This is a genomic window from Pseudomonas fluorescens, assembly GCF_004683905.1.
GTDB classification, from domain to species: Bacteria; Pseudomonadota; Gammaproteobacteria; order Pseudomonadales; family Pseudomonadaceae; genus Aquipseudomonas; species Aquipseudomonas putida_A.
Window position 1 is genome coordinate 5526105 of the sequence record NZ_CP038438.1, and the last position, 25361, is coordinate 5551465.

A 25361-nucleotide genomic window follows, 5' to 3' on the forward strand; every position below is an offset into this window, starting at 1 on the left:
CCAATCCGCTAGCATTGGCACTTCACTGTTCTGGAAGTGCCCATGCCTGCGCCGACTCACCCCCGCCCCCACACTGAAACCCTGCCAAACGGCTTGCGCGTGACCCTGCGTCAGGTGCCCGGCTTGAAGCGCAGCGCCGCTGCGTTGCGGGTGGCGGCCGGTAGCCATGATGTGCCACTGGAGTGGCCGGGGCTGGCGCATTTTCTTGAGCATTTGCTGTTTCTCGGCACTGAGCGTTTTCCTGCGAGTCAGGCGCTGATGGCCTACGTGCAAAGTCACGGTGGCCAAGTGAATGCCAGTACCCGTGAACGCACCACCGACTTTTTCTTCGAACTGCCGACCTCGGCCTTCAGTGCCGGGCTCGAGCGCCTGTCAGACATGCTCGCCCAGCCGCGTGTGAATCCGCACGATCAGTTGCGCGAACGCGAAGTGCTGGACGCGGAATTTGTCGCGTGGTCGCAAGATCCCACGGCTCAGCAGGAACTGGCGCTGTACGAGGGATTGCCGGCCACACATCCGCTGCGCGGGTTTCATGCGGGAAATCGCGACAGCCTGAAAGTTGAGTTACCAGCGTTTCAACAGGCGCTGAAAGATTTCCACCGGCAGTTTTATCGCACCGGACAAATGACGCTGAGCCTGGTCGGGCCGCAGAGCATCGAGGAATTGCGCGTACTGGCGCAGCAGTTCGCCGCCGTGCTGCCGGTTGGGGATAAGGTCGAGCAAGCAGCGCCGCTGCCATTGGCGGTAAAAAGTTATCAACAGGTCGGCGAGCGAAGCGGCAATCTGTTGTTCGCTTTCGAAGCGCTGCCCGACTCGTCCGCCGAAGCGCTGGCGTTTCTCTGCCATTGGCTGAACAGCGCCAAGCCCGGCGGGCTGCTCGCCCATTTGCAGCAACAACGCCTCGCGGACGGTTTGAAAGCCGTGCCGCCGTATCAGTTCGCCGGGCAAGCGCTGCTGCATCTGCAATTCACCACCCCAGCCGAATCCTTCAGCGCCATTCGTGAACAGTTTCTGGACTGGTTGAGCTTCTTTGCCGCGCAACAGGACTGGGCAGCGTTGCGCGAGGAATACACCAAGCTGCGTGAGCGTCAGCAGCAAATCAGCGGCGCCCTGCAACTGGCGCGGCTCGACAGTGAACAACACGAAAACGGTCTGTCGGAAAACGGCGTGGTTGCGCTCAAACAGATCCTGCGCGACATCGGCGTTGTGGATAACTTCAGCGACCATTGGCACCTGCCTGCCGCCAATCCTTTTCTAGGCTCCAACGAGCCTCTGGCCAACGCCGGCCTGATTCGCGGCCAGACCAGCGCCCATCGTGGCTTGCGGACTTTCGCTCAGGATCGCTCGCGCGGTCGGCGTGAGCGTTCGCCGATGCAGTTCAGCCAGGCGTTGCCGGATCATAGCGACCACGGCGCGATTTACTTGCGTTGGCAAACGCAGGCGGCGGCCGGCACAGATCTGCAAGGCAAGCTGCGACGCAGTCTGCGGGAAACGCAGGAAGACGCGCGGCAGGCCGGCGTCGAGTTGGCGTTCAGTGCCACCGGCACTCAGTGGCTGCTGAAACTGACGGGCTTGCAGGAGCCGATGCCCAGTGTCCTGGAGCACGCGCTGAAATGTCTGACGCAAATTGACGCCGATTCAGCGAGCGCAGAGGCAGAAACACCGTTGATACCGATCCGCCAGTTGCTCAAGGCGTTGCCTGAATATTGTCTGTCATCGGCCGTCGAGTCGCACGACGTCAAACAGCTGTGGACAACTTCGCGCTGGGACGGACTGGCCCTTGGCCTCAACACACAGACGCAATCGGCCATGGGCCTGGCCCTGAGCCGCATCCCCGGCACACCGGACAATCAATTGCCGGCAGCGCCGACGATCAATACGCAACATCTGTGGAGCCACATCGACACCGCGTCCAGCGAACATGCTTTGCTAATGTTCTGCCCGAGCGCCAGTCGCGAGATCGCCGACGAAGCCGCCTGGCGCTTGCTCGCGCAGCTGTGTCAGACACCGTTCTATCAACGCCTGCGAGTCGAATTGCAATTGGGCTACGCAGTGTTCAGCGCCTTGCGACAGATGCATGGCCAGAGTGGATTGCTGTTCGGTGTGCAGTCGCCGAATACTGCGCCAGTTGAGCTGCTCGGCCATATCCAGCAGTTCCTCGAGGGCATTCCTGCGCTGATCGAAAACCTCGATGAAGAGGACTTCAACCAGCAACGCCAGTCACTCGCAGATCAGTTCGCTGAGAATCATCTGTCCGACAAGGACGCCGCCGAGCTGCTGTGGCAGGCCAAGCTCGCCGGCCACTCGTCGGATTATCTGGCGCAACTGCACACAGCCATTGGTCAACTGAAACGCTCAACATTGCTGGAGGCAGCGCAGCGGTTGCTCAACGCCAAGGGCGGCTGGCGCTGCCTGGCCAGCGCATCGTCACCCGGCGCGCCGTGGCAAGCGACAAAATGATCATTACCAAGGCTGCAAGGAGCTTTCTCAAAGATTCACGGGCAATACCGTTGAAATTTTGAGTAACATAGCAGCCTAACTATTTGGAACATCCCGGCGCGGCCATGGACTATAACTATGGACAGCGCTATCCCACCCACCCAATGAGGAGTCACCCTATGTCCTGGACAAAACCGGCTTACACCGACCTGCGTATCGGCTTCGAAGTCACCATGTACTTCGCCAGCCGCTGAGTTCTGCCTACGCAGACTTGCAGTGCAACGCCTCGGCTCGCCGGGGCGTTTTATTTTCAGCGTTGAAAGATGGGAGCGTTCATGTTCGTCCAGATTCTGGGTTCGGCCGCCGGTGGCGGATTTCCGCAGTGGAACTGCAACTGCGTCAATTGCGCAGGCTTTCGCGACGGCAGCCTGAATGCCAAGGCCCGCACCCAATCGTCCATCGCGATTTCCGATGATGGCGTGAACTGGGTGCTGTGCAATGCTTCGCCGGACATCCGCGCGCAACTGCAGAGCTTCGCCCCGATGCAACCGGGCCGTGCACTGCGCGACACCGGCATCAGCGCGATCATCCTGATGGACAGCCAGATCGACCACACCACCGGCCTGCTCAGCCTGCGCGAAGGCTGCCCGCATCAGGTCTGGTGCACGGACATGGTTCACGAAGATTTGAGCACCGGTTTCCCGCTGTTCAAGATGCTTACCCACTGGAACGGCGGTTTGAGCTGGAATCGCATCGAGCTCGACCAGAGCTTCACTGTCGCTGCCTGCCCGAACCTGCGCTTCACCCCGCTGCCGTTGCGCAGCGCCGCGCCACCGTATTCGCCGCACCGTTTCGACCCGCACCCGGGCGACAACATCGGCCTGATCGTCGAAGACATGAACACCGGCGGCAAACTGTTCTATGCACCGGGACTCGGCAAGGTCGACGCACCGCTGCTGGAAATCATGGCCGCCAGTGATTGCCTGCTGGTGGACGGAACGCTGTGGGATGACGATGAAATGCAGCGCCGTGGCGTCGGCACCCGCACCGGTCGCGAGATGGGCCACCTGGCGCAGAACGGCCCCGGCGGCATGCTCGAAGTGCTGGAGCAGTTGCCCGAGCAGCGCAAGGTGCTTATCCACATCAACAACACCAACCCGATTCTCGATGAAGATTCGCCGGAGCGCGCGGAGCTGGCGCGGCGTAATGTTGAAGTGGCTTATGACGGCATGAGTATTGTGCTGTAGCGGATGGCCCCATCGCTGGCAAGCCAGCTCCCACAGGATTCTGTGGCGTTCACAAACCCTGTGGGAGCGAGCTTGCTCGCGAAGACGTCCGAACAGACACCCAGTATTCCAACGGTTGTTCCCCGGAGAACCGCAATGACCGACACCCCGCTGTCCCCCAGCGAATTCGAAGCCGCCCTGCGCGCCAAAGGCGCCTACTACCACATCTACCACCCGTATCACGTGGCGATGTACGAAGGCCGTGCCACCCGCGAGCAGATTCAGGGCTGGGTCGCCAACCGCTTCTACTATCAGGTGAACATCCCCCTGAAAGACGCGGCGATCCTCGCCAATTGCCCGGATCGCGAGATTCGCCGCGAGTGGATTCAACGCCTGCTCGACCACGATGGCGCCCCCGGTGAAGACGGTGGCATTGAAGCCTGGCTGCGTCTCGGTCAGGCGGTCGGCCTCGACCCGGATCAGCTGCGCTCCCAGGAACTGGTGCTGCCCGGCGTGCGTTTCGCCGTCGACGCTTACGTCAACTTCGCCCGCCGCGCCAGTTGGCAGGAAGCCGCCAGCAGCTCGCTGACCGAACTGTTCGCGCCGCAGATCCACCAGTCGCGTCTCGACAGCTGGCCGCAGCATTACCCGTGGATCGACCCGGCCGGTTACGAATATTTCCGCACTCGCCTGGGTCAAGCGCGGCGCGATGTCGAGCACGGTCTGGCGATCACGCTCGAGCACTACAAGACCCGCGAGGGTCAGGAGCGCATGCTGGAAATTCTCCAGTTCAAACTGGACATTCTTTGGAGCATGCTCGATGCCATGAGCATGGCTTACGAACTGAACCGCCCGCCCTATCACAGCGTCACCGAGCAGCGGGTCTGGCACAAAGGAATCACCTTATGAGTTTTGATCGCAGCAAGATCCCGACCTGGCGTCCCGGCTACCGTTTTCAGTACGAACCGGCGCAAAAAGGTCACGTGCTGCTCTACCCCGAGGGCATGATCAAGCTCAACGACAGCGCCGCGCTGATCGGCGGTTTGATCGACGGTGAACGCGATGTCGCGGCGATCATCGCCAAACTCGACGAGCAGTTCCCCGGCGTGCCCGAGCTCGGTGAAGACATCGAGCAATTCATGGAGGTTGCCCGTGCGCAGCACTGGATCGAACTTGCCTGAGGCATCGGTGCAAGTACCGCCAAAACCTGAAGTCGGCCTGCCGCTGTGGTTGCTCGCCGAGCTGACTTACCGCTGCCCGCTGCAATGCCCGTACTGCTCCAATCCGCTGGATTTCGCCGAGCAGGGCAAAGAGCTGAGCACCGAGCAGTGGATCAAGGTGTTCCGCGAAGCGCGGGAGATGGGCGCGGCGCAACTGGGCTTTTCCGGTGGCGAACCGCTGGTACGTCAAGACCTCGCCGAACTGATCCGTGAAGCGCGACAGTTGGGTTTCTACACCAACCTGATCACTTCCGGCATCGGCCTCACCGAGCAGAAGATCAGCGACTTCAAAAAGGCTGGTCTCGATCACATCCAGATCAGTTTCCAGGCCAGCGACGAGCAAGTGAACAACCTGCTCGCCGGCTCGAAAAAAGCCTTCGCGCAGAAACTGGAAATGGCTCGTGCAGTGAAGGCCCACGGCTATCCGATGGTGCTGAACTTCGTCACCCACCGGCACAACATCGACAAGATCGACCGCATCATCGAGCTGTGTATTGCGCTCGAAGCGGACTTCGTCGAACTCGCCACCTGCCAGTTCTACGGCTGGGCACAGCTCAACCGTGTCGGCCTGTTGCCGACCAAAGAGCAACTGGTGCGCGCCGAACGCATCACCAACGAATACCGCGCCAAACTGGAAGCCGAAGGGCATCCGTGCAAGCTGATTTTCGTCACCCCGGACTACTACGAAGAACGCCCGAAAGCCTGCATGAACGGCTGGGGCAGCATCTTTCTGACGGTTACCCCGGACGGCACTGCCCTGCCCTGTCATGGCGCCCGACAGCTGCCGGTACAATTTCCCAACGTGCGCGACCACAGCATGCAGCATATCTGGTACGACTCGTTCGGCTTCAACCGCTTTCGCGGTTACGACTGGATGCCCGAGCCGTGCCGCTCGTGCGACGAGAAGGAACAGGACTTCGGCGGCTGCCGCTGTCAGGCGTTCATGCTCACGGGGGACGCGAGCAATGCCGACCCGGTGTGCAGCAAGTCCGACCATCACGGCGTGATTCTCAAGGCCCGCGAAGAAGCCGAGACCGCCACTCAGACCATCGAACAACTGGCCTTCCGTAATGAACGAAACTCACGCCTCATCGCCAAGGGCTGAGCCTTTCAGCGCCGCCCAGGCTGTCGCCGCCGGAATGGATTTCGCCGAACTGCAACTCGGTGCCCACGGTTTGTTCTGGAATGAATATCGCCCCGAAGATGCTGCGTGCCGGATCTGGCACTGGCGCGACGGCGCGGCGAAATGTCTGACGCCGGATGGCTTCAGCGTGCGTAGCCGGGTGTACGAATATGGCGGTGGCGCGTTTTGTCTGACGCCGGACGGGGTGGTTTTCGTCAATGAGGCGGATCAGCAGTTGTATCGGCAGGCGCTGGATGGCGCGCCCGAGGTGCTGACTTCTGGCGAGTGTCGTTATGGCGATCTGCATTTTGCGTTCGGCCAAGTGCTGGCGGTCGAGGAACTGCGCGACCAGCATCGGCTGGTAGCGATTGATCTGGCTGATGGCACGCGGCATTTGCTGGCGGAAGGTGCTGACTTTTACGCTGCGCCGACCATCAGCCCGGACGGTTCGCGACTGGCCTGGATCGAGTGGAGTCGGCCGCATCAGCCTTGGACATCCACCCGATTGATGGTTGCCGAGCGTCTGGCTGAGGGTGGCTTCGGCGCACCGCATTGCGTGGCGGGGGCTGACCTTGAAGAGTCGATCCAGCAACCGCGATTTGACGCGAAAGGACGCCTGTTGTGCCTGACTGATCGCGGCGGATTCTGGCAGCCGTGGGGCGAAACGTCCGACGGTTTGCAGCGACTGCCCTGTGCCGAAGCCGATCATGCGCCCGCCCCGTGGCAGATGGGTGGCAGTACCTGGTTGCCGGTAGGCGATTCGTTTCTGGCAAGTTGGAGCGAAGGCGGTTTTGGTCGCCTGGCGCTCGACGGCGAAGACTTTACCGGCGACTACAGCCGCTTTCGGCATCTGGCGCTGGATCAGCAATTCATCTACTGCATCGCCGCCTCGCCCATCAGTCCTTCGGCCGTGATCGCTATTGATCGCACCACCCACTCGGTGCAAGTGCTGGCCGGGGGTGTTGCACCTTTGCCAGCGGAGCGCATCAGCCGTCCGCAGACCTTGCGCTACCCGAGCGGCAGCGGTGAGGCTCACGGCTTCTTTTATCCGGCGATGAACGATGAAGTGCGACCGCCACTGATGGTGTTCATCCACGGCGGTCCGACCTCGGCCTGCTACCCGATGCTCGACCCGCGCATTCAGTACTGGACGCAGCGTGGTTTCGCCGTCGCCGACCTCAACTATCGCGGCAGCAGCGGTTACGGTCGCGAATATCGTCAGGCGTTGCATCTGAGTTGGGGTGAGGTGGATGTCGAGGACGCCTGCGCAGTGGTGGCATATCTGGCCGAGCAAGGTCTGATCGACGGCGAGCGCGCGTTTATCCGCGGCGGCAGCGCCGGGGGTTACACCACGTTATGCGCGTTGGCGTTTCAGCAGGTGTTCCGCGCGGGCGCCAGCCTCTATGGCGTCAGCGACCCGGTGGCACTCGCCCGGGCGACCCACAAGTTTGAAGGTGATTATCTCGACTGGCTGATCGGCGATCCCGGACAGGATGCCGAGCGCTACGCCGCCCGCACGCCGCTACTGCATGCGAGCAACATCCGTGTGCCGGTGATTTTCTTCCAGGGTGAACTGGATGCGGTGGTGGTGCCGCAACAGACCCGCGACATGGTCGCGGCGCTGGAGCAAAACGGCATCCCGGTCGAGGCGCATTACTACGCCGAGGAGCGCCATGGCTTTCGCCGCGCGGTGAATCAAGCGCATGCGCTGGAGCAGGAGTGGAAGTTTTATCGGCGGGTGATGGGGTTGGCGGACTAAGCGCCGCATTTACATTTCAAAATAGCGGTGCCCCTATCGCGAGCAGGCTCACTCCTACAGTTGACCGTGTTCACAACACAAATCCCCTGTGGGAGTGAGCCTGCTCGCGACGGCTTTTTATCTGACTCGGCAATACTCAGCGCTTGGCGATGATGTACACCGCATGCACGATCCCCGGGATATAGCCGCACAGCGTCAGCAGAATGTTCAGCCAGAACGCCCCGCCGAACCCGACCTGCAGAAACACACCCAGTGGCGGCAATAGAATAGCGATGATGATACGAATGAAGTCCATGGGTCAGCTCCTGAATGGGGGTTGGCTCACATGAGCCATACAAGCTAATCGACCTGCGCCGTTCTTCAGGGTTCAGTGCAAACGCCATTTGATCGCCACCATCGGGCACAAAAAAACGCCCCACGCCAAAAGAATCAGGCGTGAGGCGTGCGTTATACCGCGAGACGGTTCTTCAAATCGGGTAGGAAACTTCAGCTCAGACGGCAATCCCTTTGCGGCATTGCAGTTGCGCGGTACGCACTCGCGAGAAGGCGCGGGCCAGGCGCAGGAGCATTTCGTCGATGTTGGCCTTGCTGACGGTGAGTGCCGGGGTGAAACGCAGGCAGTTGGCTTGCGGCGCGTTGAGCAGCAGGCCTTCGTGCAAGGCGGCATTGACTACGGCATCAGCGGAATCCTCTGACAGGCTCAGTCCCCAGAACAGGCCTTGACCACGCGGTTCGCCATGCCCGTAGCGGTGCGCCAATCGAGCTAGACCTTCGCGCAGGTGCTGGCCGAGGTCTTTGACCTGCTCGAGAAATACCCGATCCTGCACGCTATCAAGCACCACCAGACCGGCCGCTGTCATCAGCGCATTGCCGTGATGAGTGCCGCCCAGTTCACCGGCGTCAAAACAGCAGGCCTTGCCACGGGCCAATAACGCCGCCAGAGGAACACCACCGCCGAGGCCTTTGCCGAGCACAACGATATCGGCGCGCACGCCGTAGGACTGTTCGGCGAGCAATGTGCCGCAGCGCCCGATGCCGGTCTGCACTTCGTCGAGGATCAGCAAAATGCCCAATTCTCGGCACAGACGCTCGACGCCTTTGAGGTAATGCTCGGTGGCCGGAATCACCCCGGCATCGCTCTGGATCGGTTCGAGCATGATCGCCACGGTTTGCGCATCGACAGCCGCATGCAGCGCCGGCAAATCGTTGAACGGCACCAGATCGAAACCCGGCAGCAACGGTGCGAAGCGGTTGTGCAGGTTGCAACTGTCCGAGGCGGAAATCGTTGCCAGGCTGCGGCCATGGCAACCCTGCTTCGCAACAATGATCCGCGAGGCGCCGCCACGATGCAGTTGGCCCCATTTGCGCGCCAGTTTGATCGCTGCCTCACAGGCCTCGCTGCCGCTGTTGAGCAGGTAAGCCTGATCGCTGGAAGTGCTGGCGCACAGGCGTTCGGCAAGGCTGAGCATGCCGCGGTTGTGCAGATTGAAACCGGGATTGATCAGCGCCTGGGCCTGACTGGCGATGGCTTTGACCAGCGCCGAAGGGCTGTGGCCGAGGCTGTTGGCGCCGCCGGCCTGGGAGAAGTCGAGATAAGCGCGGTCGTTGCTGTCCCACAACCAGGATCCCTGGCCACGCACGAAGACCTGCGCCGGTCGCTCGACGCTGGGCATCAGTCGCTCGGCATTCAGGCTATCGCCTGCCTGGGGTGGACCGGCCTCGAAAGCGAGGTCATCGAGACTCGGCGTCTGACGCCGCAGACTGAACAGATTCATTGCAAAAAACCTCGCTTGAGGTTTTTTGAACCGCCTATGCAAACCCTATCGAAGCAAACGCTATTCATCGCGCTCTCTGGCCCTGTAAGCCTTGTGATTGCGGTTAGACTAGGCTCACTGACGGCTTCGGGCCATTTCGATTTACCAGCATTTTCGATAAGCATTACTTATGGATTTCAAACAACTGCGTTATTTCGTCGCGGTCTACGAAGAGGGCCATGTCGGTCGGGCCGCCGAACGCCTGTCGATTTCGCAACCGGCGCTGTCGCAGCAGATTCGCCAGCTCGAACAGAACCTCGACGTCACGCTGTTCGAACGCAGCAGCAAACGCCTGTTGCCGACCCTTGCCGCGCACACGCTGTACAACCACGCCCTGCCGCTGCTCGACGGTTTGCAGCGGGCGCGGGAAGCGCTGGGCAACTTCAAGGGGCAGGCCTTGCGCACGCTGGCGATCGGCGTACTGCAAACCGTGCACACCAGCCTTGTGCCGCAAATGCTCGAACGGGTGCGCAAGGCGCAGCCGCATCTTGTGGTGCAGATCTATGAACTGACGGGGCTGGAGATCGAGCGCCGTTTGCTCAACGGCTCACTGGACATCGGCATCAGCTACCTGCCGCCGCGCCAACCGGGGCTGCATGGCGTGATGCTGTACGAGGACGAACTGACGCTGGTCATCCCGGCGGATCACCCGCTGCGTGAATTCAAGAAGGTCTCGATGCGGCAGGCAGCGGAATTGCCGATGTTGCTGCTGGGCGAAGAGTTTCAGATCCGACAGATCTGGCAGGCGCAACTGACCAGCCTGGGTCGGCGCCCGCAAGTGCAGGCCGAGCTGAACAATATGCTGGGGATTCTCGACAGTCTACCGCACACCAAACTGGCGACGGTGCTGCCCGGGCGTTCACAGAAGGAATACGACGATGAGGATCTGTTGTGGAAGCCGTTGAGCGAACCACGGGTGCCGCTGAAGGTTGGACTGGTGTGTCGCGATGTGCAGCGCCAGCAGGCGTCTTTGGCGTTACTGCGCACGTTGCTGGAAGAAGTGATTCAGCGTGAAGACAAACCGCTGAAAGCCGCGCCGCCACTGGATCCGCTGGCCTGATACTTTTCTTCAGGCAAAAGAAAACCCCGCCGAAGCGGGGCTTTGCAGACTGTTTCCCTGACATCCATTTCACTCCGCCACCCTGGCAGAATCCTACGTGTCCGTGTTGTTGCTTTGCGCTTCCTGCGCGACGTCCATGAGTTGTAGATTAGCTGTGGATCCAATCTACGCCTATGGGAGAACAGCAGCACGTCATGTAAGAGAATGCTTACATGACGTTACATCATCAGAACTGCTCAGCATTCAGCAGGAACAGCGATTCGCTACCCGCCTTCACCGATGCGCTCAGCGAGTGGATACGCGGCAGCAGACGGGCGAAATAGAAGCGCGCGGTGCCTAGCTTGCTGGCGTAGAAATCGTCCTGGGCTTCTTTGCCCAGCGCGGCTTTCGCCATCAGTGCCCACATGTAGGCATAAGCGGTGTAGCCGAACGCTTGCAGATATTCGACCGAGGCTGCGCCGATTTCGTTCGGATTGGTTTTCGCCCGATCCAGCAGCCACGCCGTCAGCTCGTCGAGGGTGCTGACGGCATCGTTGAGCGGCTTGGTGAATTCGCCGAGGTCAGTGCTGGCGGTTGCGGTGAAGTGGCGGATCTCGTCAGCGAACAGCTTGTAGAACGCGCCGCCGCTGCCGACGATCTTGCGCCCGACCAGGTCCAGTGCCTGAATGCCGTTGGTACCTTCGTAGATCTGGGTGATGCGCACGTCACGCACCAGTTGCTCCTGGCCCCACTCGCGGATGTAGCCGTGGCCGCCGAAAATCTGCTGGCCGTGCACGGTGGTTTCCAGGCCCAGGTCGGTGAGGAATGCCTTGGCCACCGGAGTCAACAGTGCGACCAGGTCTTCTGCGCGCTTGCGAGTGGTCGAGTCTTCGCTGAACTTGGCGGTGTCGAGTTGCATCGCCACGTACGTGGAGAAGGCGCGACCGCCCTCGTTCGAGGCTTTCATGGTCAGCAGCATGCGACGCACGTCCGGGTGAACGATGATCGGGTCGGCAACCTTGTCCTTGTTCTGCGCGCCGGTCGGCGAACGGCTCTGCAGACGATCGCGCGCATATTCGACGGCGTTCTGATAGGAACGCTCACCGCTGGCCAGACCTTGAATACCGACGCCCAGACGCTCGTAGTTCATCATGGTGAACATCGCCGCCAGGCCCTTGTTCGGCTCGCCGACCAGATAGCCCACAGCTTCGTCGAAGTTCATCACGCAGGTCGCGGATGCCTGGATGCCCATCTTGTGTTCGATCGAACCGCAGTTCGCCGGGTTGCGCGCGCCCAAGCTGCCATCGGCATTGACCATAAACTTCGGCACCAGGAACAGCGAAATGCCTTTCGGGCCAGCAGGTGCGTCCGGCAGTTTCGCCAGCACCAGGTGGATGATGTTCTCGGTCAGGTCGTGCTCACCGCCGGTGATGAAGATCTTGGTGCCGCTGACCTTGTAGGAACCGTCGGCCTGCGGTTCGGCCTTGGTGCGGATGATGCCCAGGTCGGTGCCGGCGTGCGGCTCGGTCAGGCACATGGAACCGGCCCAGATCCCGGCGTACATGTTCGGCAGGTAAGCGGCCTTCAGCTCTTCGCTGGCGTGGGCGTTGATCGACAGGCAGGCGCCGGCGGTCAGCATCGGATACAGACCGAACGACAGGCTGGCGGAGTTGACCATCTCTTCTACTTGAGCCGAAACGGCCTTGGGCATGCCCATGCCGCCGTAGGCCGGATCGCCACCGACACCGACCCAGCCGCCTTCAGCGTAAGTCTGATAGGCCTGTGGGAAACCGGCCGGGGTGCTGACGGCACCGTCCTTCCAGTGGCAGCCTTCTTCGTCGGCCGCACGGCTCAGGGGGGCGATGCTTTTGCTGGTGACCTTGCCGGCTTCTTCGAGAATGGCTTCTACGGTTTCTGCATCGACAGTCTCGGCCAAGGCCGGCAGTTCGGCCCAGAGTTTGGCGACTTCGAATACTTCATTGAGGACGAAGCGCATATCGCGCAGCGGCGCTTTGTAGTCAGCCATGGCAAACCTCGCAAGATCTAAACAGGTGATTCGTGGAAGAGTGTTTTCGTTGAGGCCGAGTGTACCTCAACAACTTTTGCGACACATAGGGTCAACCGGTGACTGATTTGTTATTTTTGGTCACCAGCATTCAGAGATAAAAGAAAGCCCGCAATCAGCGGGCTCTTGAGTGATGACGTGTGGCTTGAGTCAGCCAGCGGCGCTGTCCATCCGCACCGCGCCGCGACGGTTCTGTCCGAACGCCATGACGCAGTTACGCCCGGCGCCCTTAGCGCTGTACAACGCCTGGTCGGCAGACTTGAGGACTTCTTCCGGCGTCCGTTGCTCGACGCGCTCGGCGACGCCGATACTGACCGTGACCGAAACACTGGAAGCACCGCTGCCGCTACGACGCTGACGACCTTGCTGATCGTCCTGCGGACGGCTCTCCTGGTTGCGCAACTGGATGTTGTAGGAGGCAATCGACTCGCGGATGACTTCCAGGTGCGGCATGCACTCCTCGAGGGTTTTGCCCGCAAACACCAAGGCGAATTCTTCACCCCCATAGCGATACGCCCTACCGCCACCGCTGATTTTCGACAGCTTGCTGGCGACCAGCCGTAGCACTTGGTCACCGACGTCGTGACCGTGGGTGTCGTTGAATTTCTTGAAGTGATCGACGTCGCTCATCGCCAGCACATAGTTGCGCCCCAGGCGCTGCATCCGTTCATTGAGCGCACGACGCCCCGGCAGACCGGTGAGTTCATCGCGGAAGGCCATTTGATAGGCCTCATGCGCCACGGCAGCGGCAATCATCAGCATCACCTGACTGCACATGATGTTCAGGGTGAACGGCAGGATGAAAGTTTTCGGCAGCATCCAGAACACCCCGAGCAGGCCGACCAATTGCGCCGCGTGCAGTGGACGCGGATTGCGCCAGTATTGCCAGGCCAGCAACAGGAACGCCGAGAGGAATACCGGATAGGACATCTGGATCAGGCTCATCCAGGCGCCGTGGAGCGCCGGCCAGCGGATTTCCGAGAGCCACATCAGCAGCGCCTGCGGATAACTTTGTTCAAGCCCCAAAGCAACACTGCCAAAGGCCAGCAACACGGCGAACCGCGCGACCATGTCCTGGAACAGATGCGTACGTTCCTGCCACGCGGCGAACAGCCCGAACAGCAACGGCAGCAGTAGGCAGACCAGGTGAAACACCACGGCGGCGTCTTCGCGCACCTTGCCATTGTCGCGGTAATAGTCGGTCTGGGTGTCGAGCAAAAAGTAAGCGATGTACACCGTGAGCATCAGAAACAGCTCGCGCTGACGTCGGTAAACCGCACAGTAAGCGCCGCCCAACAGCAGCACCAGGGTCGGCAACACGTTGAACAGCGAAGTGAAGAATACGTTGAGGTCTTTGACGTACGCAGCCGCCAACCCCGCGAGCAACAACAGCAGTGAAGGTAGGAAATGGCTGAAACGTACAGCAGAAGAACGCGGCAAGGGTAAAGCTCCGACCCGTCATATCAAAGAGATGGCATTGTGCCTGCAATGTGGCCAGTTAAGCACACACAATGTGATCCAGATCACACGCAGTCTCTTTAACGGCAGAAAACCCCGGTTTCTGAGCGATTCAGCAACAAAAAAACCGCTGCCCCCCGAAGGAGCAGCGGTTTTCGTCAGACCGCGTTGAGGCTTAGTAGCCCAGGGCGAAGTCTTCTTCTTTCATGTCCATCAGGTTGTTGGCGCCTGACAGCATGGTGGCCACGTGGGTACGGGTACGTGGCAGGATGCGCTGGAAGTAGAAGCGCGCGGTTTGCAGCTTGGCGGTGTAGAACGCAGCGTCGCCGGTACCTTCTGCCAGCTTCTCGGCGGCCAGACGTGCCATGTCGGCCCAGAAGTAGGCCAGGCAGGCGTAACCGGAGTACATCAGGTAGTCCACGGAGGCCGCGCCGACTTCTTCGCGATCTTTCATGGCAGCCATACCGACCTTCATGGTCAGCTCGCCCCATTCCTTATTCAGTGCAGCCAGCGGCGCAACGAATTCTTTGACGGCTTCGTTGCCTTCGTTGTTCTGGCAGAACTTGTGGACGATCTTGGTGAAGCCTTTCAGGGCCTCGCCTTGAGTCATCAGCACTTTACGGCCCAGCAGGTCGAGTGCCTGGATACCGGTGGTGCCTTCGTACAGCATCGAAATGCGGCTGTCGCGAACGTTCTGCTCCATGCCCCACTCGGCGATGAAGCCGTGGCCACCGTAGATCTGCACGCCGTGGTTGGCGGCTTCGAAACCGACTTCGGTCATGAACGCCTTGGCGATCGGCGTCATGAACGCCAGCAGTGCGTCGGCTTTCTTCTTCTCTTCTTCGTCGACGCCGTATTTGACGATGTCGACCTGTTTAGCGGTGAAGTACACCATCGCGCGGTTGCCTTCGGCGAAGGCCTTCATGGTCAGCAGCATGCGACGTACGTCAGGGTGCACGATGATCGGGTCAGCGGCCTTGTCCGGCGCTTTCGGGCCAGTCAGGGAGCGCATTTGCAGACGATCGCGAGCGTATTTCAGGCCACCCTGGAAGCCGATTTCGGCGTGGGCCAGACCTTGCAGCGCGGTACCCAGACGTGCGGTGTTCATGAAGGTGAACATGCAGTTCAGGCCTTTGTTCGCCGGGCCGATCAGGAAACCGGTGGCACCGTCGAAGTTCATCACGCAAGTGGCGTTGCCGTGGATGCCCATCTTGTGTTCCAGCGAACCGCAGCTCACTGCGTTGCGCGCACCGATAGTGCCATCGGCGTTCGGCAGGAACTTGGGAACGATGAACAGGGAAATGCCTTTGGTGCCAGCCGGAGCGTCCGGCAGGCGGGCCAGTACGATGTGGACGATGTTGTCGGCCATGTCGTGTTCACCGGCCGAGATGAAGATCTTGGTCCCGGAAACCTTGTAGGAGCCATCAGCCTGAGGCTCGGCCTTGGTGCGCAGCATGCCCAGGTCGGTGCCGCAGTGCGGTTCGGTCAGGCACATGGTGCCGGTCCATTCGCCGGAAACCAGTTTGGTCAAATAGGCTTCTTGCTGCTCAGGGGTACCGTGCTCGGAGATGGTGTTCATCGCGCCGTGGGACAAGCCTGGGTACATGCCCCACGACCAGTTGGCTTCACCGACCATTTCGCTTACGGCCAGACCCAGCGACTCCGGCAGGCCTTGACCGCCGTGCTCGACGTCGTGCGCCAGGCTTGGCCAGCCGCCTTCGACGAATTGCTTGTAGGCCTCTTTAAAGCCAGTCGGGGTTTTCACACCGGACTCGCTCCAGGTGCAGCCTTCGAGGTCGCCCACGCGGTTCAGCGGTGCCAGTACCTGCTCACAAAACTTGGCGCCTTCTTCAAGAATGGCGTCAACCATGTCCGGCGTTGCTTCGGAGCAAGCTGGAAGGCTCTGATAGTGCGCTTCGTAGCCGAGCAGTTCGTCACGAACGAAGCGAATATCACGCAAGGGGGCCTTGTAGTCAGGCATAGCGATAAACCTCTGCTGATGTAACCGGGAATGAACGACCGCGTTGATTTGTTGTGACGGTCAAACAGTTGTTTGAAACATACGTTTACGCCGAAATCTTGTCAAGCGTCGATCTTTTGCCGTTCATCATGACTTTTTTCAAATGCCGGACACGGCAAACCGCCATGGACTGCAAAGCGCCACGGGCAATGAAAAAAGATTAGTTGAGGGAGAAGGACTTACAACGAAAAACGCCGCGACGAGGCGCGGCGTTCAGCAGGCAGGAGGCGCGAAAATTCAGGCAAACGTATCGATGATCGTACCGAGCATTTCATCGGAAGCCTTGGCGACCTTGGTGCCCAGCTCTACCTGAAACTTGCCCTGGGCCATTTCGGCCATGGCGCTGCCCGGATCCATTTGCTGACTGCGGTCGATACCGCGCAGACGATCGACCTGCGCCTCGGAAGACTGGCTGGTGACCGAACGCTCGATGGTGTTGTTGGCGATCTGGCTGGCGGCCTGATCGACACGGTTCTGACCGGTCTGAATCGTGCTCAAACCCGCATAAAAAGCTGTGTTACCGGAGATTTCCATGGGAGTTCTCATCCTTGGGAAGGATCAATGGCTGTCATTGAAGCAGAGGCGCCAGAAAAACACCCGTCAAAAATACTGATAGCACAGTGCCTTGTCATAGCCAAAAACATTAATCCAGCAGATCGAGTTGCAGATGATCAGCCACCGCCTCGGCGCTAAGCGACTTCAGTTTCGGTACCCGCCCCAGACAAGGCGCGGGAATCCGCTCGGCCAGCGTCGCCAGATTCTCCTCCAGCCGCGAGGTTTTCGGATCAATGATATTCGCCACCCAACCCGCCAGTTGCAGGCCATCGCGAGCAATTGCCTCGGCCGTCAGCAACGCATGGCTGATGCAGCCCAGGCGCACACCCACCACCAGAATCACCGGCAGCTTCAACGCGATGGCCAGATCCGACAGATTGTCCTGATCGGCCAACGGCACCCGCCAGCCACCCGCCCCTTCGATCAACGTGAAATCGGCATTCAGCGCCAGAATTTCGCGCATCGGCGCCAGCAACGATTGCACGGTCAGCGCGACGCCGGCCTCACGCGCGGCCAGATGCGGCGCGATGGCCGGCTCGAATGCCACCGGATTGACCTGTTGATAAGTCAGCGGCACCGAACACTCGGCCAGCAGCGCCAGCGCATCGGCATTGCGCAAACCCTTGGGGGTGACCTCGCAGCCCGAGGCAACCGGTTTCCCCGCCGCCGTACTCAGCCCTGCCGAGCTCGCAGCATGCAGCAACCCGGCAGCCACGGTAGTCTTGCCGACATCGGTGTCAGTCCCGGTGATGAAATAGGCTGCGCTCATAAGGGTTTCTCCAACACGGCGTAGACCACCTGGTAAGTCGCCGGCAATCCCTGCGCCTGACGGAACTGCTCGTAAGCCTCGATCAACCCAAGAATCCGCGCGCGTCCGGTCAAGCCACCCGGCCGACCGGGGTTCAGATTGTGCGCGCCGAGTGCCTTGAGTTCGTGAGTCAGGCTGCGCACATCCGGGTAGTGCAACACATGCGCCTGATTCTGCAGACTCACCGTACGCAAGCCGCTGGCGGCACACAACTGCTCATAACGGGCGAATTCGCGGAAGCGGTTGACGTGCACCAGACCATCGACCTGCCGCCAGCTGTCGCGCAACTCGTACAACGTCCCTACACAAAGACTAGCAAACGCAAAAATCCCACCGGGTTTCAGTACGCGAAAAGCCTCACTGAGCACCGATTCGAAGTCCGCACACCACTGCACCGCAAGGCTGGAAAAGATCAGCTCACAGGTCGAATCCTGCAACGGCAGACGTTCCGCATCGCCAGCGATGAAATACTGCGCACCACCCAAAGGACGGGCGTGATTGAGCATGCCCTCGGCGATATCCAGTGCCAAACCATGATCCTCGACAAATCGCTCGGCCATTGCGCGAGTGAAATACCCGGTGCCGCAGCCCAGATCCAGCCAGCGTGCCGGCACAAAACCCGCTGGCAAGCGCGCGAGCAACTGCGAACCGACATCACGCTGCAGCTCGGCAACGCTGTCGTAGCTGGCCGCCGCACGGGAGAAAGAGGCCGCGACCTGGCGCTTGTCAGGCAAGCCGCCAGGCAGCGCAACAAGAGACAAATCAGTCATCACCGCACTCGTGTAGAAAGGCCTGGATCGCTCCCGCCACGCCATGGGGGTCTTCCAGAAGAAATGCATGACTGGCCTGTTCGATCAGACCAATTTCGATATCCGGCAACAGGGCGAACAACGACGCCGCCGCTTCCGCAGGCACCAGGCCGTCCTGCCCGGCGAACAGGTGCAACTGCGGGCCGCGAAACGCCTGCAACGCTTCGCGCGTGTCGATCTGCGCCAGCAGTTCAAGCCCGGCCATCAACGCTTGCGGCGAAGTGGCCGGCGCGCCACCCAGCAGCAGCCGCGACATGCCGCGCGGGTCCGGCGCGCCCTGAGCACACAACAACGAGAACCGTTTTAGGGTCATCCGCGGGTCGGTCTGGCAACTGGCGAGAAATGCATCGAACGTCTCGCCCGGCATCGCACTCGGCCAATGCTCATGGGCGACAAATGAAGGATTGCTCGCCAGCGTCAGCAGACCGCAGCAACGCTCGCCGCGCCGTGCTGCCAGTTCAGAGGCAAGCATGCCACCCAGCGACCAACCGCCCAGCCACACGTCTTGAGGAATACGTTCATCGAGTTCGTCGAGCCAGTCCTGCAAGTCGCTGGAATCGAATTCCGGCAACGGCTCGATCTCGACATGCAGATGCTCGTCAAGCCCTTGCAAAGCGGCGGCCAGAGGCTCCAGCGGCGAAACACCGAGGCCCCAGCCGGGCAGCAGAATCAGGCGATCACGCATGGCTTGGCTCCGGCGGCAGTTGGGCAAAGCAATCGGCCAGTCCTTCTAACAATAGCTGCACCTGCGCCTCGCTGTGAGCGGCGGTCAGGGTCACGCGCAGGCGTGCACTTCCTGCCGGGACGGTAGGCGGACGGATTGCCGTGACCATCAAGCCGCGTTCGCGCAGCAGCTGCGACAGGCGCACGGCGCGACCGGCATCGCCGATCAGGATCGGCTGGATCGGGGTGAAGCTGTCCATCAGTTGCAGACCGATCTGCTCGGCCCCTCGACGAAATTGGCGGATCAGCAGGTTAAGGTGCTCACGCCGCCAATGCTCGGTGCGCAGTAATTCCAGACTTTTCAGCGTCGCACAGGCCAGCGCCGGTGGCTGGCTGGTGGTGTAGATGTAGGGCCGGGCGAACTGGATCAGGCTTTCGATCAGCTCTTCACTGCCGGCGACGAAAGCACCCGCCGTACCGAACGCCTTGCCGAGGGTGCCAACCAACACCGGCACATCGTCCTGACTCAAACCGAAATGCTCGACGATCCCGCCGCCATTGGCACCGAGCGGGCCGAAGCCATGGGCATCATCAACCATCAGCCACGCGCCCTTGGCCTTGGCCTCGCGGGCCAGCACCGGCAGATCGGCGAGATCGCCGTCCATGCTGAACACGCCGTCGGTGACCACCAGCGTGTTGCCGGTGGCTTTCTCCAGGCGCTTGGCCAGGCTGTCGGCGTCGTTGTGCAGATAACGATTGAAACGCGCGCCGGACAACAGACCGGCATCCAGCAACGAGGCGTGATTGAGGCGGTCTTCCAACACCGTATCGCCCTGCCCCACCAATGCCGTGACCGCACCGAGGTTGGCCATGTAGCCAGTGGTGAACAGCAAAGCACGTGGCCGGCCAGTGAGATCGGCGAGGGCTTCTTCCAGGGCGTGATGCGGGCCGCTGTGACCGATCACCAGATGCGACGCGCCGCCGCCCACGCCCCAGCGCCCGGCACCAGCGCGCCAGGCTTCGATCACCTTCGGATGATTGGCCAGGCCAAGGTAATCGTTATTACAGAACGCCAGCAACGGCTGGCCGTCGACTACCACTTCAGGCCCCTGCGGGGACTCGAGCAACGGACGCTGGCGATAAAGATTTTCGGCACGGCGGGCAGCAAGGCGTGCGGCGAGATCGAAAGACATGCAGGCCTCGACTTTCAAGTGACACAGATTCCCTGTGGAAGCGGGCTTGCTCGCGAAGGCGGTCTGACATTCAACGTAATGTCGACCGCACTGACGCTTTCGCGAGCAAGCCCGCTCCCACAGGGGTTTTGCATTCCTTCAGAGAAATCCGCGCAGGTTTAGACCGCCGCGTTATAGAACTGCTCGCTGCTCTTCTGCTCCACCAGCGCCTGCTCGATCGCGGCCTGATGCACTTCATCGGCATGCTCTTCGCGCGCTTCCGGTTGAATGCCCAGACGCGCGAACAGTTGCATGTCCTTGTCGGCCTGCGGGTTGGCAGTGGTCAGCAGTTTGTCACCGTAGAAAATCGAGTTGGCACCGGCGAAAAACGCCAGGGCCTGCATCTGCTCGTTCATCGCTTCGCGGCCGGCGGACAGGCGTACGTGGGATTGCGGCATAAGGATGCGCGCGACAGCGAGCATGCGGATGAAGTCGAACGGGTCGATGTCTTCGGCGTTTTCCAGCGGCGTGCCGGCGACCTTCACCAGCATGTTGATCGGCACCGACTCCGGATGTTCCGGCAGGTTGGCCAACTGGATCAGCAGGTTGGCGCGGTCGTCCAGCGACTCGCCCATGCCGAGAATGCCGCCGGAGCAGATCTTCATCCCCGACTCACGCACGTAGGCCAGCGTCTGCAAGCGTTCGCTGTAGGTGCGGGTGGTGATGATGCTGCCGTAGAACTCAGGCGAGGTGTCGAGGTTGTGGTTGTAGTAATCGAGGCCAGCCTTGGCCAGCGCCTCGGTCTGTTCCTGATCGAGACGACCGAGGGTCATGCAGGTTTCCAGGCCCATGGCCTTCACGCCTTCAACCATCTTCAGCACATACGGCATGTCTTTGGCCGACGGGTGCTTCCACGCGGCCCCCATGCAGAAACGGGTCGAGCCGATGGCCTTGGCGCGGGCAGCCTCTTCGAGGACTTTTTGCACTTCCATCAGCTTTTCTTTTTCCAGGCCGGTGTTGTAGTGACCGGACTGTGGGCAGTACTTGCAGTCTTCCGGGCAGGCGCCGGTCTTGATCGACAGCAGCGTGGAAACCTGCACGCGATTGGCGTTGAAATGGGCACGGTGCACCGTCTGCGCCTGGAACAGCAAGTCGTTGAATGGCTGTACGAAGAGCGCTTTGACTTCGGCTAAAGACCAGTCGTGACGCAGGGTGGCAGAGGTGCTGGCGCTCATGGGCAGTTCCTTGGTTATGCTTGGCTGGCGGCTGCGGGAACGGAATACCCACAGGCGCGACACGGATGTTCGGCATATTTAAGGAAGAGTCATGCGCTGTCAACCACGAGACGAAGCACAGGTTTACATCTGTTTAAAAAACGTACAAAGCTGTTTGTTGTGCGATGAACCCGCAGAAGCAGAAGTGCCAATCTGCGTCGCCTGCGAAACCGATCTGCCCTGGCTCGGCGACCATTGCCAGACCTGCGCCTTGCCGCTGCCCAGCGCTGGCCTGACCTGCGGCGGATGCCTGCTAGAGCCGCCGGTGTTCGAACAGGTGGTGGTGCCGTGGCGCTATGACTTCCCGGTGGACAGTTTGATTACGCGTTTTAAACACAACGCGAAATGGCCGTTTGGTCACCTGCTCGCCGACGTTGCCGGACAATACCTGCAACATCGCTTCGATGAAGGTTTGCCGCGGCCCGATGTGTTGTTGCCGGTGCCGTTGGCGGGGAGACGTCTGCGTCAACGCGGGTTCAATCAAGCGGCAATGCTGGGGCGATGGTTAAGCCAACAGCTGGATCTGCCTTTTGAGGAACATGCTCTACGGCGGATCCACGACACCAGCGCCCAACAGGACCTCGACGCCAAGGCGCGCAAGCGCAATTTGCGTCACGCCTTCGCCCTGACCCCTGACGCAAAGGTGAAAGGTCGGCACTTCGCATTGATCGATGACGTGCTGACCACCGGCGCCACGGCCCAGGCACTGGCGCGACTGCTGCGGGATGCAGGGGCGTCGAGAGTTGACGTGTATTGCCTGGCGCGCACGCCAAAACCCGGAAGCTGAAACCGACACAATCCCTTGTAGGAGTGAGCCTGCTCGCGATAGCGCAATCACTGCCAACATTGATGCTGACTGTTCCACCGCCATCGCGAGCAGGCTCACTCCTACAAGGGCACTGTGTTTGGCTTGACTGATGCGTCGCAAGCCGCCAACTTCACTCTCCACCGCCACTGTGAAAAAGCCCCCACCAATGTCCCTGCCCACCCTGTTGTCCCAGCACATCGTCCGCCGTCCGCAGCGCATCGCCCTGCTGCAACACATTGCCGAACAGGGCTCGATCACCCGCGCCGCGAAAAGCGCCGGGCTCAGTTACAAAGCGGCGTGGGATGCGATTGATGAACTGAACAACCTGGCGCAGAAACCGCTGGTGGAGCGCGCGGTCGGCGGCAAGGGCGGCGGCGGCGCCAGGTTGTCCAGCGAAGGCGAACGGGTGTTGCGCCTTTATCAAAAACTGCAGGCCTTGCAGGCACAAGTGCTGGAGGCCGCTGAGGACGCCAGCGATCTGGATCTGCTCGGGCGATTGATGCTCAGAACCAGCGCGCGCAACCAGCTGCACGGCAAAGTCGTCGCCATCGAGGGTCAGGGCCGCAATGACCTGATCCGCCTCGAACTGGCCGAAGGCCTGTGGATCAACGCGCAGATCACCCACGACAGCACCGTGCACCTGGAACTGCATCCGGGTACCGAAGTGGTGGCACTGATCAAGGCTGGCTGGCTTGAACTGCTGGCCCCGGAGCAAGTTGCAACATCTGGACACAATCTTCTGCAAGGCACTATCGAAGCCATTCTCGATGCCGAGGACGGCCCCAGCGAAGTGCGCATCGCCCTGCCCAACGGCCAGACGCTCTGCGCTCTGGCGGAGCCGCTGCAGCTTCGCACCCGCGGGCTGAGTGTCGAGCAACCGGTGCAGGTGCAGTTCTCGCCGTCCAACGTACTGATCGGCACGCCGCTGTAATCAGGCGCTGCAACGAAAGCGTAATCGACGCTCATTAAGGTGGCTGCCAAAACCAAGCAGGGAGCCTGATGTGAGCCTATTAGAAGAAAACCAATCGACTGATCTGGAAAAAATGGTCGGCCTCAGCCGTCGCGGTTTCATCAGCGCCGGGGCACTGTGCGGCGCCGCCATGTTCCTCGGCGGCAACCTGCTGAGCCGCAGCGCGCTGGCCACCGGCATCAGCGCCGGCAACAGCCGCCTGCTCGGTTTCGAGAGCATTCCCGCCGCGACCACCGATGGCATCAGCCTGCCCAAGGGCTACAAGTCCTCGGTGCTGATCAGTTGGGGTCAGCCATTGCACAAGAACGGCCCGGCGTTCGACCCGAGCGGCAATGGCACCGCCGCCGCCCAGGAAGTGCAATTCGGCGACAACAACGACGGCATGAGCCTGTTCGAATTCCCCGACGACCGAAACCGTGCGTTGATGGCGATCAACAACGAATACACCAACTACCGCTACCTCTACCCGCACGGCGGCATGCCGCAGTCGGCCGAAGACGTGCGCAAGGCGCTGGCCTGTGAAGGCGTGTCGGTGATCGAAGTGCAGCGCAGGAACGGCCAATGGCAGTTCGTCCAGGGCTCGCGCTACAACCGTCGCATCCATGGCAACTCGCCGCTGCGCATCAGTGGCCCGGCGGCCGGCCACGATCTGATGAAAACGGCTGCCGACAAACACGGCAAGAAAGTCCTCGGCACCTTCCAGAACTGCGCCAACGGCAAGACGCCGTGGGGCACCTATCTGACCTGCGAAGAAAACTTTACCGACTGCTTTGGCAGCAGCAACGCCCAGCAGCAGTTCGACCCGGCGCAGAAACGCTACGGTGTCACGGCCGCCAGCCGCGAGATCAACTGGCACCCGTTCGACCCGCGCTTCGACATGGCCAAGAACCCCAACGAACTCAACCGTCACGGCTGGGTGGTCGAGATCGATCCGTTCGATCCGCAATCGACCCCGGTCAAGCGCACCGCACTCGGTCGCTTCAAGCATGAAAACGCCGCACTGGCCGAGACCGATGACGGTCGCGCCGTGGTGTACATGGGCGACGACGAGCGTGGCGAGTTCATCTACAAGTTTATCAGCCGCGACCGCATCAACCACCGCAACGCCAAAGCCAACCGCGACATCCTCGACCACGGCACGCTGTATGTGGCCAAGTTCGACGCCGGTGACGGCAACCCTGATCACCCGAAAGGCCAAGGCCAGTGGATCGAACTGACCCACGGCAAGAACGGCATCGACGCCAGCAGCGGTTTCGCCGATCAGGCCGAAGTGCTGATCCACGCCCGCCTCGCCGCCAGTGTGGTCGGCGCCACGCGTATGGACCGCCCGGAATGGATCGTCGTCAGCCCGAAGGACGGCCAGGTTTATTGCACCCTGACCAACAACGCCAAGCGCGGCGAAGACGGGCAGCCGGTGGGCGGGCCGAACCCGCGCGCGAAGAACGTCTACGGGCAGATCCTGCGCTGGCGCACCGACCGCGACGATCATGCGGCGAAAACCTTCGCCTGGGACCTGTTTGTGGTCGCAGGCAACCCGGGCGTGCACGCCGGTACGCCGAAGGGCGGTTCGTCGAACATCACCCCGCAGAACATGTTCAACAGCCCGGACGGTTTGGGCTTCGACAAGGCCGGGCGCTTGTGGATTCTGACTGACGGCGACTCGAGCAACGCCGGGGACTTTGCCGGGATGGGCAACAACCAGATGCTCTGCGCCGATCCGAAGACCGGCGAAATTCGCCGGTTCATGGTCGGGCCGATTGGCTGTGAAGTGACCGGGATCAGCTTCTCGCCGGACCAGAAAACCCTGTTTGTCGGGATTCAGCATCCAGGCGAGAACGGCGGTTCGACCTTCCCCGAGCATCTGCCGAATGGCAAGCCGCGTTCATCGGTGATGGCGATTACCCGTGAGGATGGCGGGATCGTCGGCGCCTGATAAATCGCTTTCGCGAGCAGACTCGCTCCCACATTGGATCGGCTGAGTGCATGAGATGGTCGGCACACCGGAGATCCACTGTGGGAGGGGGCTTGCTCCCGAAGAGGCCCTTCCAGGCAGCCCACTATTCAAGGCAAAACCCTCAACCTCCACAGTCTGCGCTACCATGCTGGGCCGGACGCGGCAGCCTGCTGCGCGCAGGAGTC

General features: G+C 61.1%; 22 protein-coding genes. 11 read left to right on the top strand and 11 right to left on the bottom strand.

What is annotated here, in order from left to right:
* The first annotated feature begins 42 nt into the window (after positions 1 to 42).
* The 7 genes from pqqF to E4T63_RS25645 all read left to right on the top strand — a co-directional run bounded on the left by pqqF (position 43) and on the right by E4T63_RS25645 (position 7767).
* Positions 43 to 2460 carry a pyrroloquinoline quinone biosynthesis protein PqqF gene (gene pqqF, locus E4T63_RS25615; protein ID WP_135296695.1) on the top strand — a complete coding sequence of 806 codons (2418 nt, stop codon included), beginning with the start codon at positions 43 to 45 and terminating at the stop codon, positions 2458 to 2460.
* A 158-nt stretch (positions 2461 to 2618) separates the two neighbouring features.
* Complete coding sequence (pqqA, locus tag E4T63_RS25620) at positions 2619 to 2693, top strand: pyrroloquinoline quinone precursor peptide PqqA (RefSeq protein ID WP_003422658.1); 75 nt, start codon at positions 2619 to 2621, stop codon at positions 2691 to 2693.
* An 81-nt stretch (positions 2694 to 2774) separates the two neighbouring features.
* Complete coding sequence (gene pqqB / locus E4T63_RS25625; RefSeq protein WP_135296696.1) at positions 2775 to 3686, top strand: pyrroloquinoline quinone biosynthesis protein PqqB; 912 nt, start codon at positions 2775 to 2777, stop codon at positions 3684 to 3686.
* A gap of 135 nt (positions 3687 to 3821) precedes the next feature.
* Entirely contained in the window at positions 3822 to 4574 is a 753-nt protein-coding gene (gene pqqC / locus E4T63_RS25630; protein ID WP_096796665.1) for a pyrroloquinoline-quinone synthase PqqC, read from the top strand.
* Complete coding sequence (gene pqqD, locus E4T63_RS25635; RefSeq protein ID WP_003228880.1) at positions 4571 to 4846, top strand: pyrroloquinoline quinone biosynthesis peptide chaperone PqqD; 276 nt, start codon at positions 4571 to 4573, stop codon at positions 4844 to 4846. The genes pqqC and pqqD overlap by 4 nt, the downstream gene beginning before the upstream one ends.
* On the top strand, positions 4818 to 5990 hold the full coding sequence (gene pqqE, locus E4T63_RS25640) for a pyrroloquinoline quinone biosynthesis protein PqqE (protein WP_097089108.1): 1173 nt from the start codon (positions 4818 to 4820) through the stop codon (positions 5988 to 5990). The genes pqqD and pqqE overlap by 29 nt, the downstream gene beginning before the upstream one ends.
* Positions 5956 to 7767, top strand: coding sequence for an alpha/beta hydrolase family protein (locus E4T63_RS25645; RefSeq protein WP_135296697.1), 1812 nt, complete (start codon positions 5956 to 5958; stop codon positions 7765 to 7767). Before pqqE ends, E4T63_RS25645 begins: the two co-directional genes overlap by 35 nt.
* A 136-nt stretch (positions 7768 to 7903) precedes the next feature.
* On the opposite strand, the gene E4T63_RS25655 is transcribed toward E4T63_RS25645, so the two are convergent.
* Positions 7904 to 8062, bottom strand: coding sequence for a YqaE/Pmp3 family membrane protein (locus E4T63_RS25655; RefSeq protein WP_003228885.1), 159 nt, complete (start codon positions 8060 to 8062; stop codon positions 7904 to 7906).
* A gap of 196 nt (positions 8063 to 8258) precedes the next feature.
* A complete protein-coding gene (locus E4T63_RS25660) occupies positions 8259 to 9542 on the bottom strand; it encodes an aspartate aminotransferase family protein (RefSeq protein ID WP_135296699.1) in 1284 nt (427 codons plus the stop codon).
* A 169-nt stretch (positions 9543 to 9711) separates the two neighbouring features.
* Between E4T63_RS25660 and E4T63_RS25665 the strand changes: the two genes are divergently transcribed.
* Positions 9712 to 10641, top strand: a complete 930-nt coding sequence (locus E4T63_RS25665; protein ID WP_135296700.1) for a LysR family transcriptional regulator — start codon at positions 9712 to 9714, stop codon at positions 10639 to 10641.
* Positions 10642 to 10867: 226 nt separating this feature from the next.
* Here the strand turns inward: E4T63_RS25665 and E4T63_RS25670 are convergent, their stop codons facing one another.
* The 9 genes from E4T63_RS25670 to bioB form a co-directional block, all read right to left on the bottom strand.
* The gene (locus E4T63_RS25670) at positions 10868 to 12646 is read right to left on the bottom strand and encodes an acyl-CoA dehydrogenase C-terminal domain-containing protein (protein ID WP_135296701.1); all 1779 of its coding nucleotides are present in this window, start codon (positions 12644 to 12646) and stop codon (positions 10868 to 10870) included.
* Between the two features lie 189 nt (positions 12647 to 12835).
* Positions 12836 to 14125, bottom strand: a complete 1290-nt coding sequence (locus tag E4T63_RS25675; RefSeq protein ID WP_098965935.1) for a GGDEF domain-containing protein — start codon at positions 14123 to 14125, stop codon at positions 12836 to 12838.
* Positions 14126 to 14318: 193 nt separating this feature from the next.
* Complete coding sequence (locus E4T63_RS25680; protein WP_095137437.1) at positions 14319 to 16124, bottom strand: phenylacyl-CoA dehydrogenase; 1806 nt, start codon at positions 16122 to 16124, stop codon at positions 14319 to 14321.
* A gap of 276 nt (positions 16125 to 16400) precedes the next feature.
* The gene (locus tag E4T63_RS25685; protein WP_003228898.1) at positions 16401 to 16697 is read right to left on the bottom strand and encodes a hypothetical protein; all 297 of its coding nucleotides are present in this window, start codon (positions 16695 to 16697) and stop codon (positions 16401 to 16403) included.
* A gap of 109 nt (positions 16698 to 16806) precedes the next feature.
* Positions 16807 to 17487 carry a dethiobiotin synthase gene (gene bioD / locus E4T63_RS25690; protein ID WP_135296702.1) on the bottom strand — a complete coding sequence of 227 codons (681 nt, stop codon included), beginning with the start codon at positions 17485 to 17487 and terminating at the stop codon, positions 16807 to 16809.
* Entirely contained in the window at positions 17484 to 18296 is an 813-nt protein-coding gene (bioC, locus tag E4T63_RS25695; protein ID WP_098965937.1) for a malonyl-ACP O-methyltransferase BioC, read from the bottom strand. The genes bioD and bioC overlap by 4 nt, the downstream gene beginning before the upstream one ends.
* Positions 18289 to 19020 carry an alpha/beta fold hydrolase gene (locus E4T63_RS25700; protein ID WP_135296703.1) on the bottom strand — a complete coding sequence of 244 codons (732 nt, stop codon included), beginning with the start codon at positions 19018 to 19020 and terminating at the stop codon, positions 18289 to 18291. The genes bioC and E4T63_RS25700 overlap by 8 nt, the downstream gene beginning before the upstream one ends.
* The gene (gene bioF / locus E4T63_RS25705) at positions 19013 to 20191 is read right to left on the bottom strand and encodes an 8-amino-7-oxononanoate synthase (protein WP_135296704.1); all 1179 of its coding nucleotides are present in this window, start codon (positions 20189 to 20191) and stop codon (positions 19013 to 19015) included. Before bioF ends, E4T63_RS25700 begins: the two co-directional genes overlap by 8 nt.
* A gap of 158 nt (positions 20192 to 20349) precedes the next feature.
* Entirely contained in the window at positions 20350 to 21405 is a 1056-nt protein-coding gene (gene bioB, locus E4T63_RS25710) for a biotin synthase BioB (RefSeq protein WP_095137442.1), read from the bottom strand.
* A 91-nt stretch (positions 21406 to 21496) separates the two neighbouring features.
* Here bioB and E4T63_RS25715 point away from each other — a divergent pair, with 91 nt between their 5' ends.
* The 3 genes from E4T63_RS25715 to E4T63_RS25725 all read left to right on the top strand — a co-directional run bounded on the left by E4T63_RS25715 (position 21497) and on the right by E4T63_RS25725 (position 25155).
* Positions 21497 to 22231, top strand: a complete 735-nt coding sequence (locus E4T63_RS25715; RefSeq protein WP_135296705.1) for a ComF family protein — start codon at positions 21497 to 21499, stop codon at positions 22229 to 22231.
* A 187-nt stretch (positions 22232 to 22418) separates the two neighbouring features.
* Positions 22419 to 23183 (top strand): TOBE domain-containing protein, encoded by a 765-nt coding sequence (locus tag E4T63_RS25720; protein WP_135296706.1) that lies wholly within the window; start codon positions 22419 to 22421, stop codon positions 23181 to 23183.
* 70 nt (positions 23184 to 23253) lie between these two features.
* Positions 23254 to 25155: a PhoX family protein gene (locus E4T63_RS25725; RefSeq protein ID WP_135296707.1), complete on the top strand. Its 1902-nt coding sequence runs from the start codon at positions 23254 to 23256 to the stop codon at positions 25153 to 25155.
* The last annotated feature ends 206 nt before the right edge of the window (positions 25156 to 25361 follow it).

Coding starts and splice junctions, on each gene's coding strand:
- pqqF (WP_135296695.1), top strand. CDS start 43: ATGCCTGCGCCGACTCACCCCCGCCCCCACACTGAAACCCTGCCAAAC.
- pqqB (WP_135296696.1), top strand. CDS start 2,775: ATGTTCGTCCAGATTCTGGGTTCGGCCGCCGGTGGCGGATTTCCGCAG.
- pqqC (WP_096796665.1), top strand. CDS start 3,822: ATGACCGACACCCCGCTGTCCCCCAGCGAATTCGAAGCCGCCCTGCGC.
- pqqD (WP_003228880.1), top strand. CDS start 4,571: ATGAGTTTTGATCGCAGCAAGATCCCGACCTGGCGTCCCGGCTACCGT.
- E4T63_RS25645 (WP_135296697.1), top strand. CDS start 5,956: ATGAACGAAACTCACGCCTCATCGCCAAGGGCTGAGCCTTTCAGCGCC.
- E4T63_RS25655 (WP_003228885.1), bottom strand. CDS start 8,062: ATGGACTTCATTCGTATCATCATCGCTATTCTATTGCCGCCACTGGGT.
- E4T63_RS25660 (WP_135296699.1), bottom strand. CDS start 9,542: ATGAATCTGTTCAGTCTGCGGCGTCAGACGCCGAGTCTCGATGACCTC.
- E4T63_RS25665 (WP_135296700.1), top strand. CDS start 9,712: ATGGATTTCAAACAACTGCGTTATTTCGTCGCGGTCTACGAAGAGGGC.
- E4T63_RS25670 (WP_135296701.1), bottom strand. CDS start 12,646: ATGGCTGACTACAAAGCGCCGCTGCGCGATATGCGCTTCGTCCTCAAT.
- E4T63_RS25680 (WP_095137437.1), bottom strand. CDS start 16,124: ATGCCTGACTACAAGGCCCCCTTGCGTGATATTCGCTTCGTTCGTGAC.
- E4T63_RS25685 (WP_003228898.1), bottom strand. CDS start 16,697: ATGGAAATCTCCGGTAACACAGCTTTTTATGCGGGTTTGAGCACGATT.
- bioD (WP_135296702.1), bottom strand. CDS start 17,487: ATGAGCGCAGCCTATTTCATCACCGGGACTGACACCGATGTCGGCAAG.
- bioC (WP_098965937.1), bottom strand. CDS start 18,296: ATGACTGATTTGTCTCTTGTTGCGCTGCCTGGCGGCTTGCCTGACAAG.
- E4T63_RS25700 (WP_135296703.1), bottom strand. CDS start 19,020: ATGCGTGATCGCCTGATTCTGCTGCCCGGCTGGGGCCTCGGTGTTTCG.
- bioF (WP_135296704.1), bottom strand. CDS start 20,191: ATGTCTTTCGATCTCGCCGCACGCCTTGCTGCCCGCCGTGCCGAAAAT.
- bioB (WP_095137442.1), bottom strand. CDS start 21,405: ATGAGCGCCAGCACCTCTGCCACCCTGCGTCACGACTGGTCTTTAGCC.
- E4T63_RS25715 (WP_135296705.1), top strand. CDS start 21,497: ATGCGCTGTCAACCACGAGACGAAGCACAGGTTTACATCTGTTTAAAA.
- E4T63_RS25720 (WP_135296706.1), top strand. CDS start 22,419: ATGTCCCTGCCCACCCTGTTGTCCCAGCACATCGTCCGCCGTCCGCAG.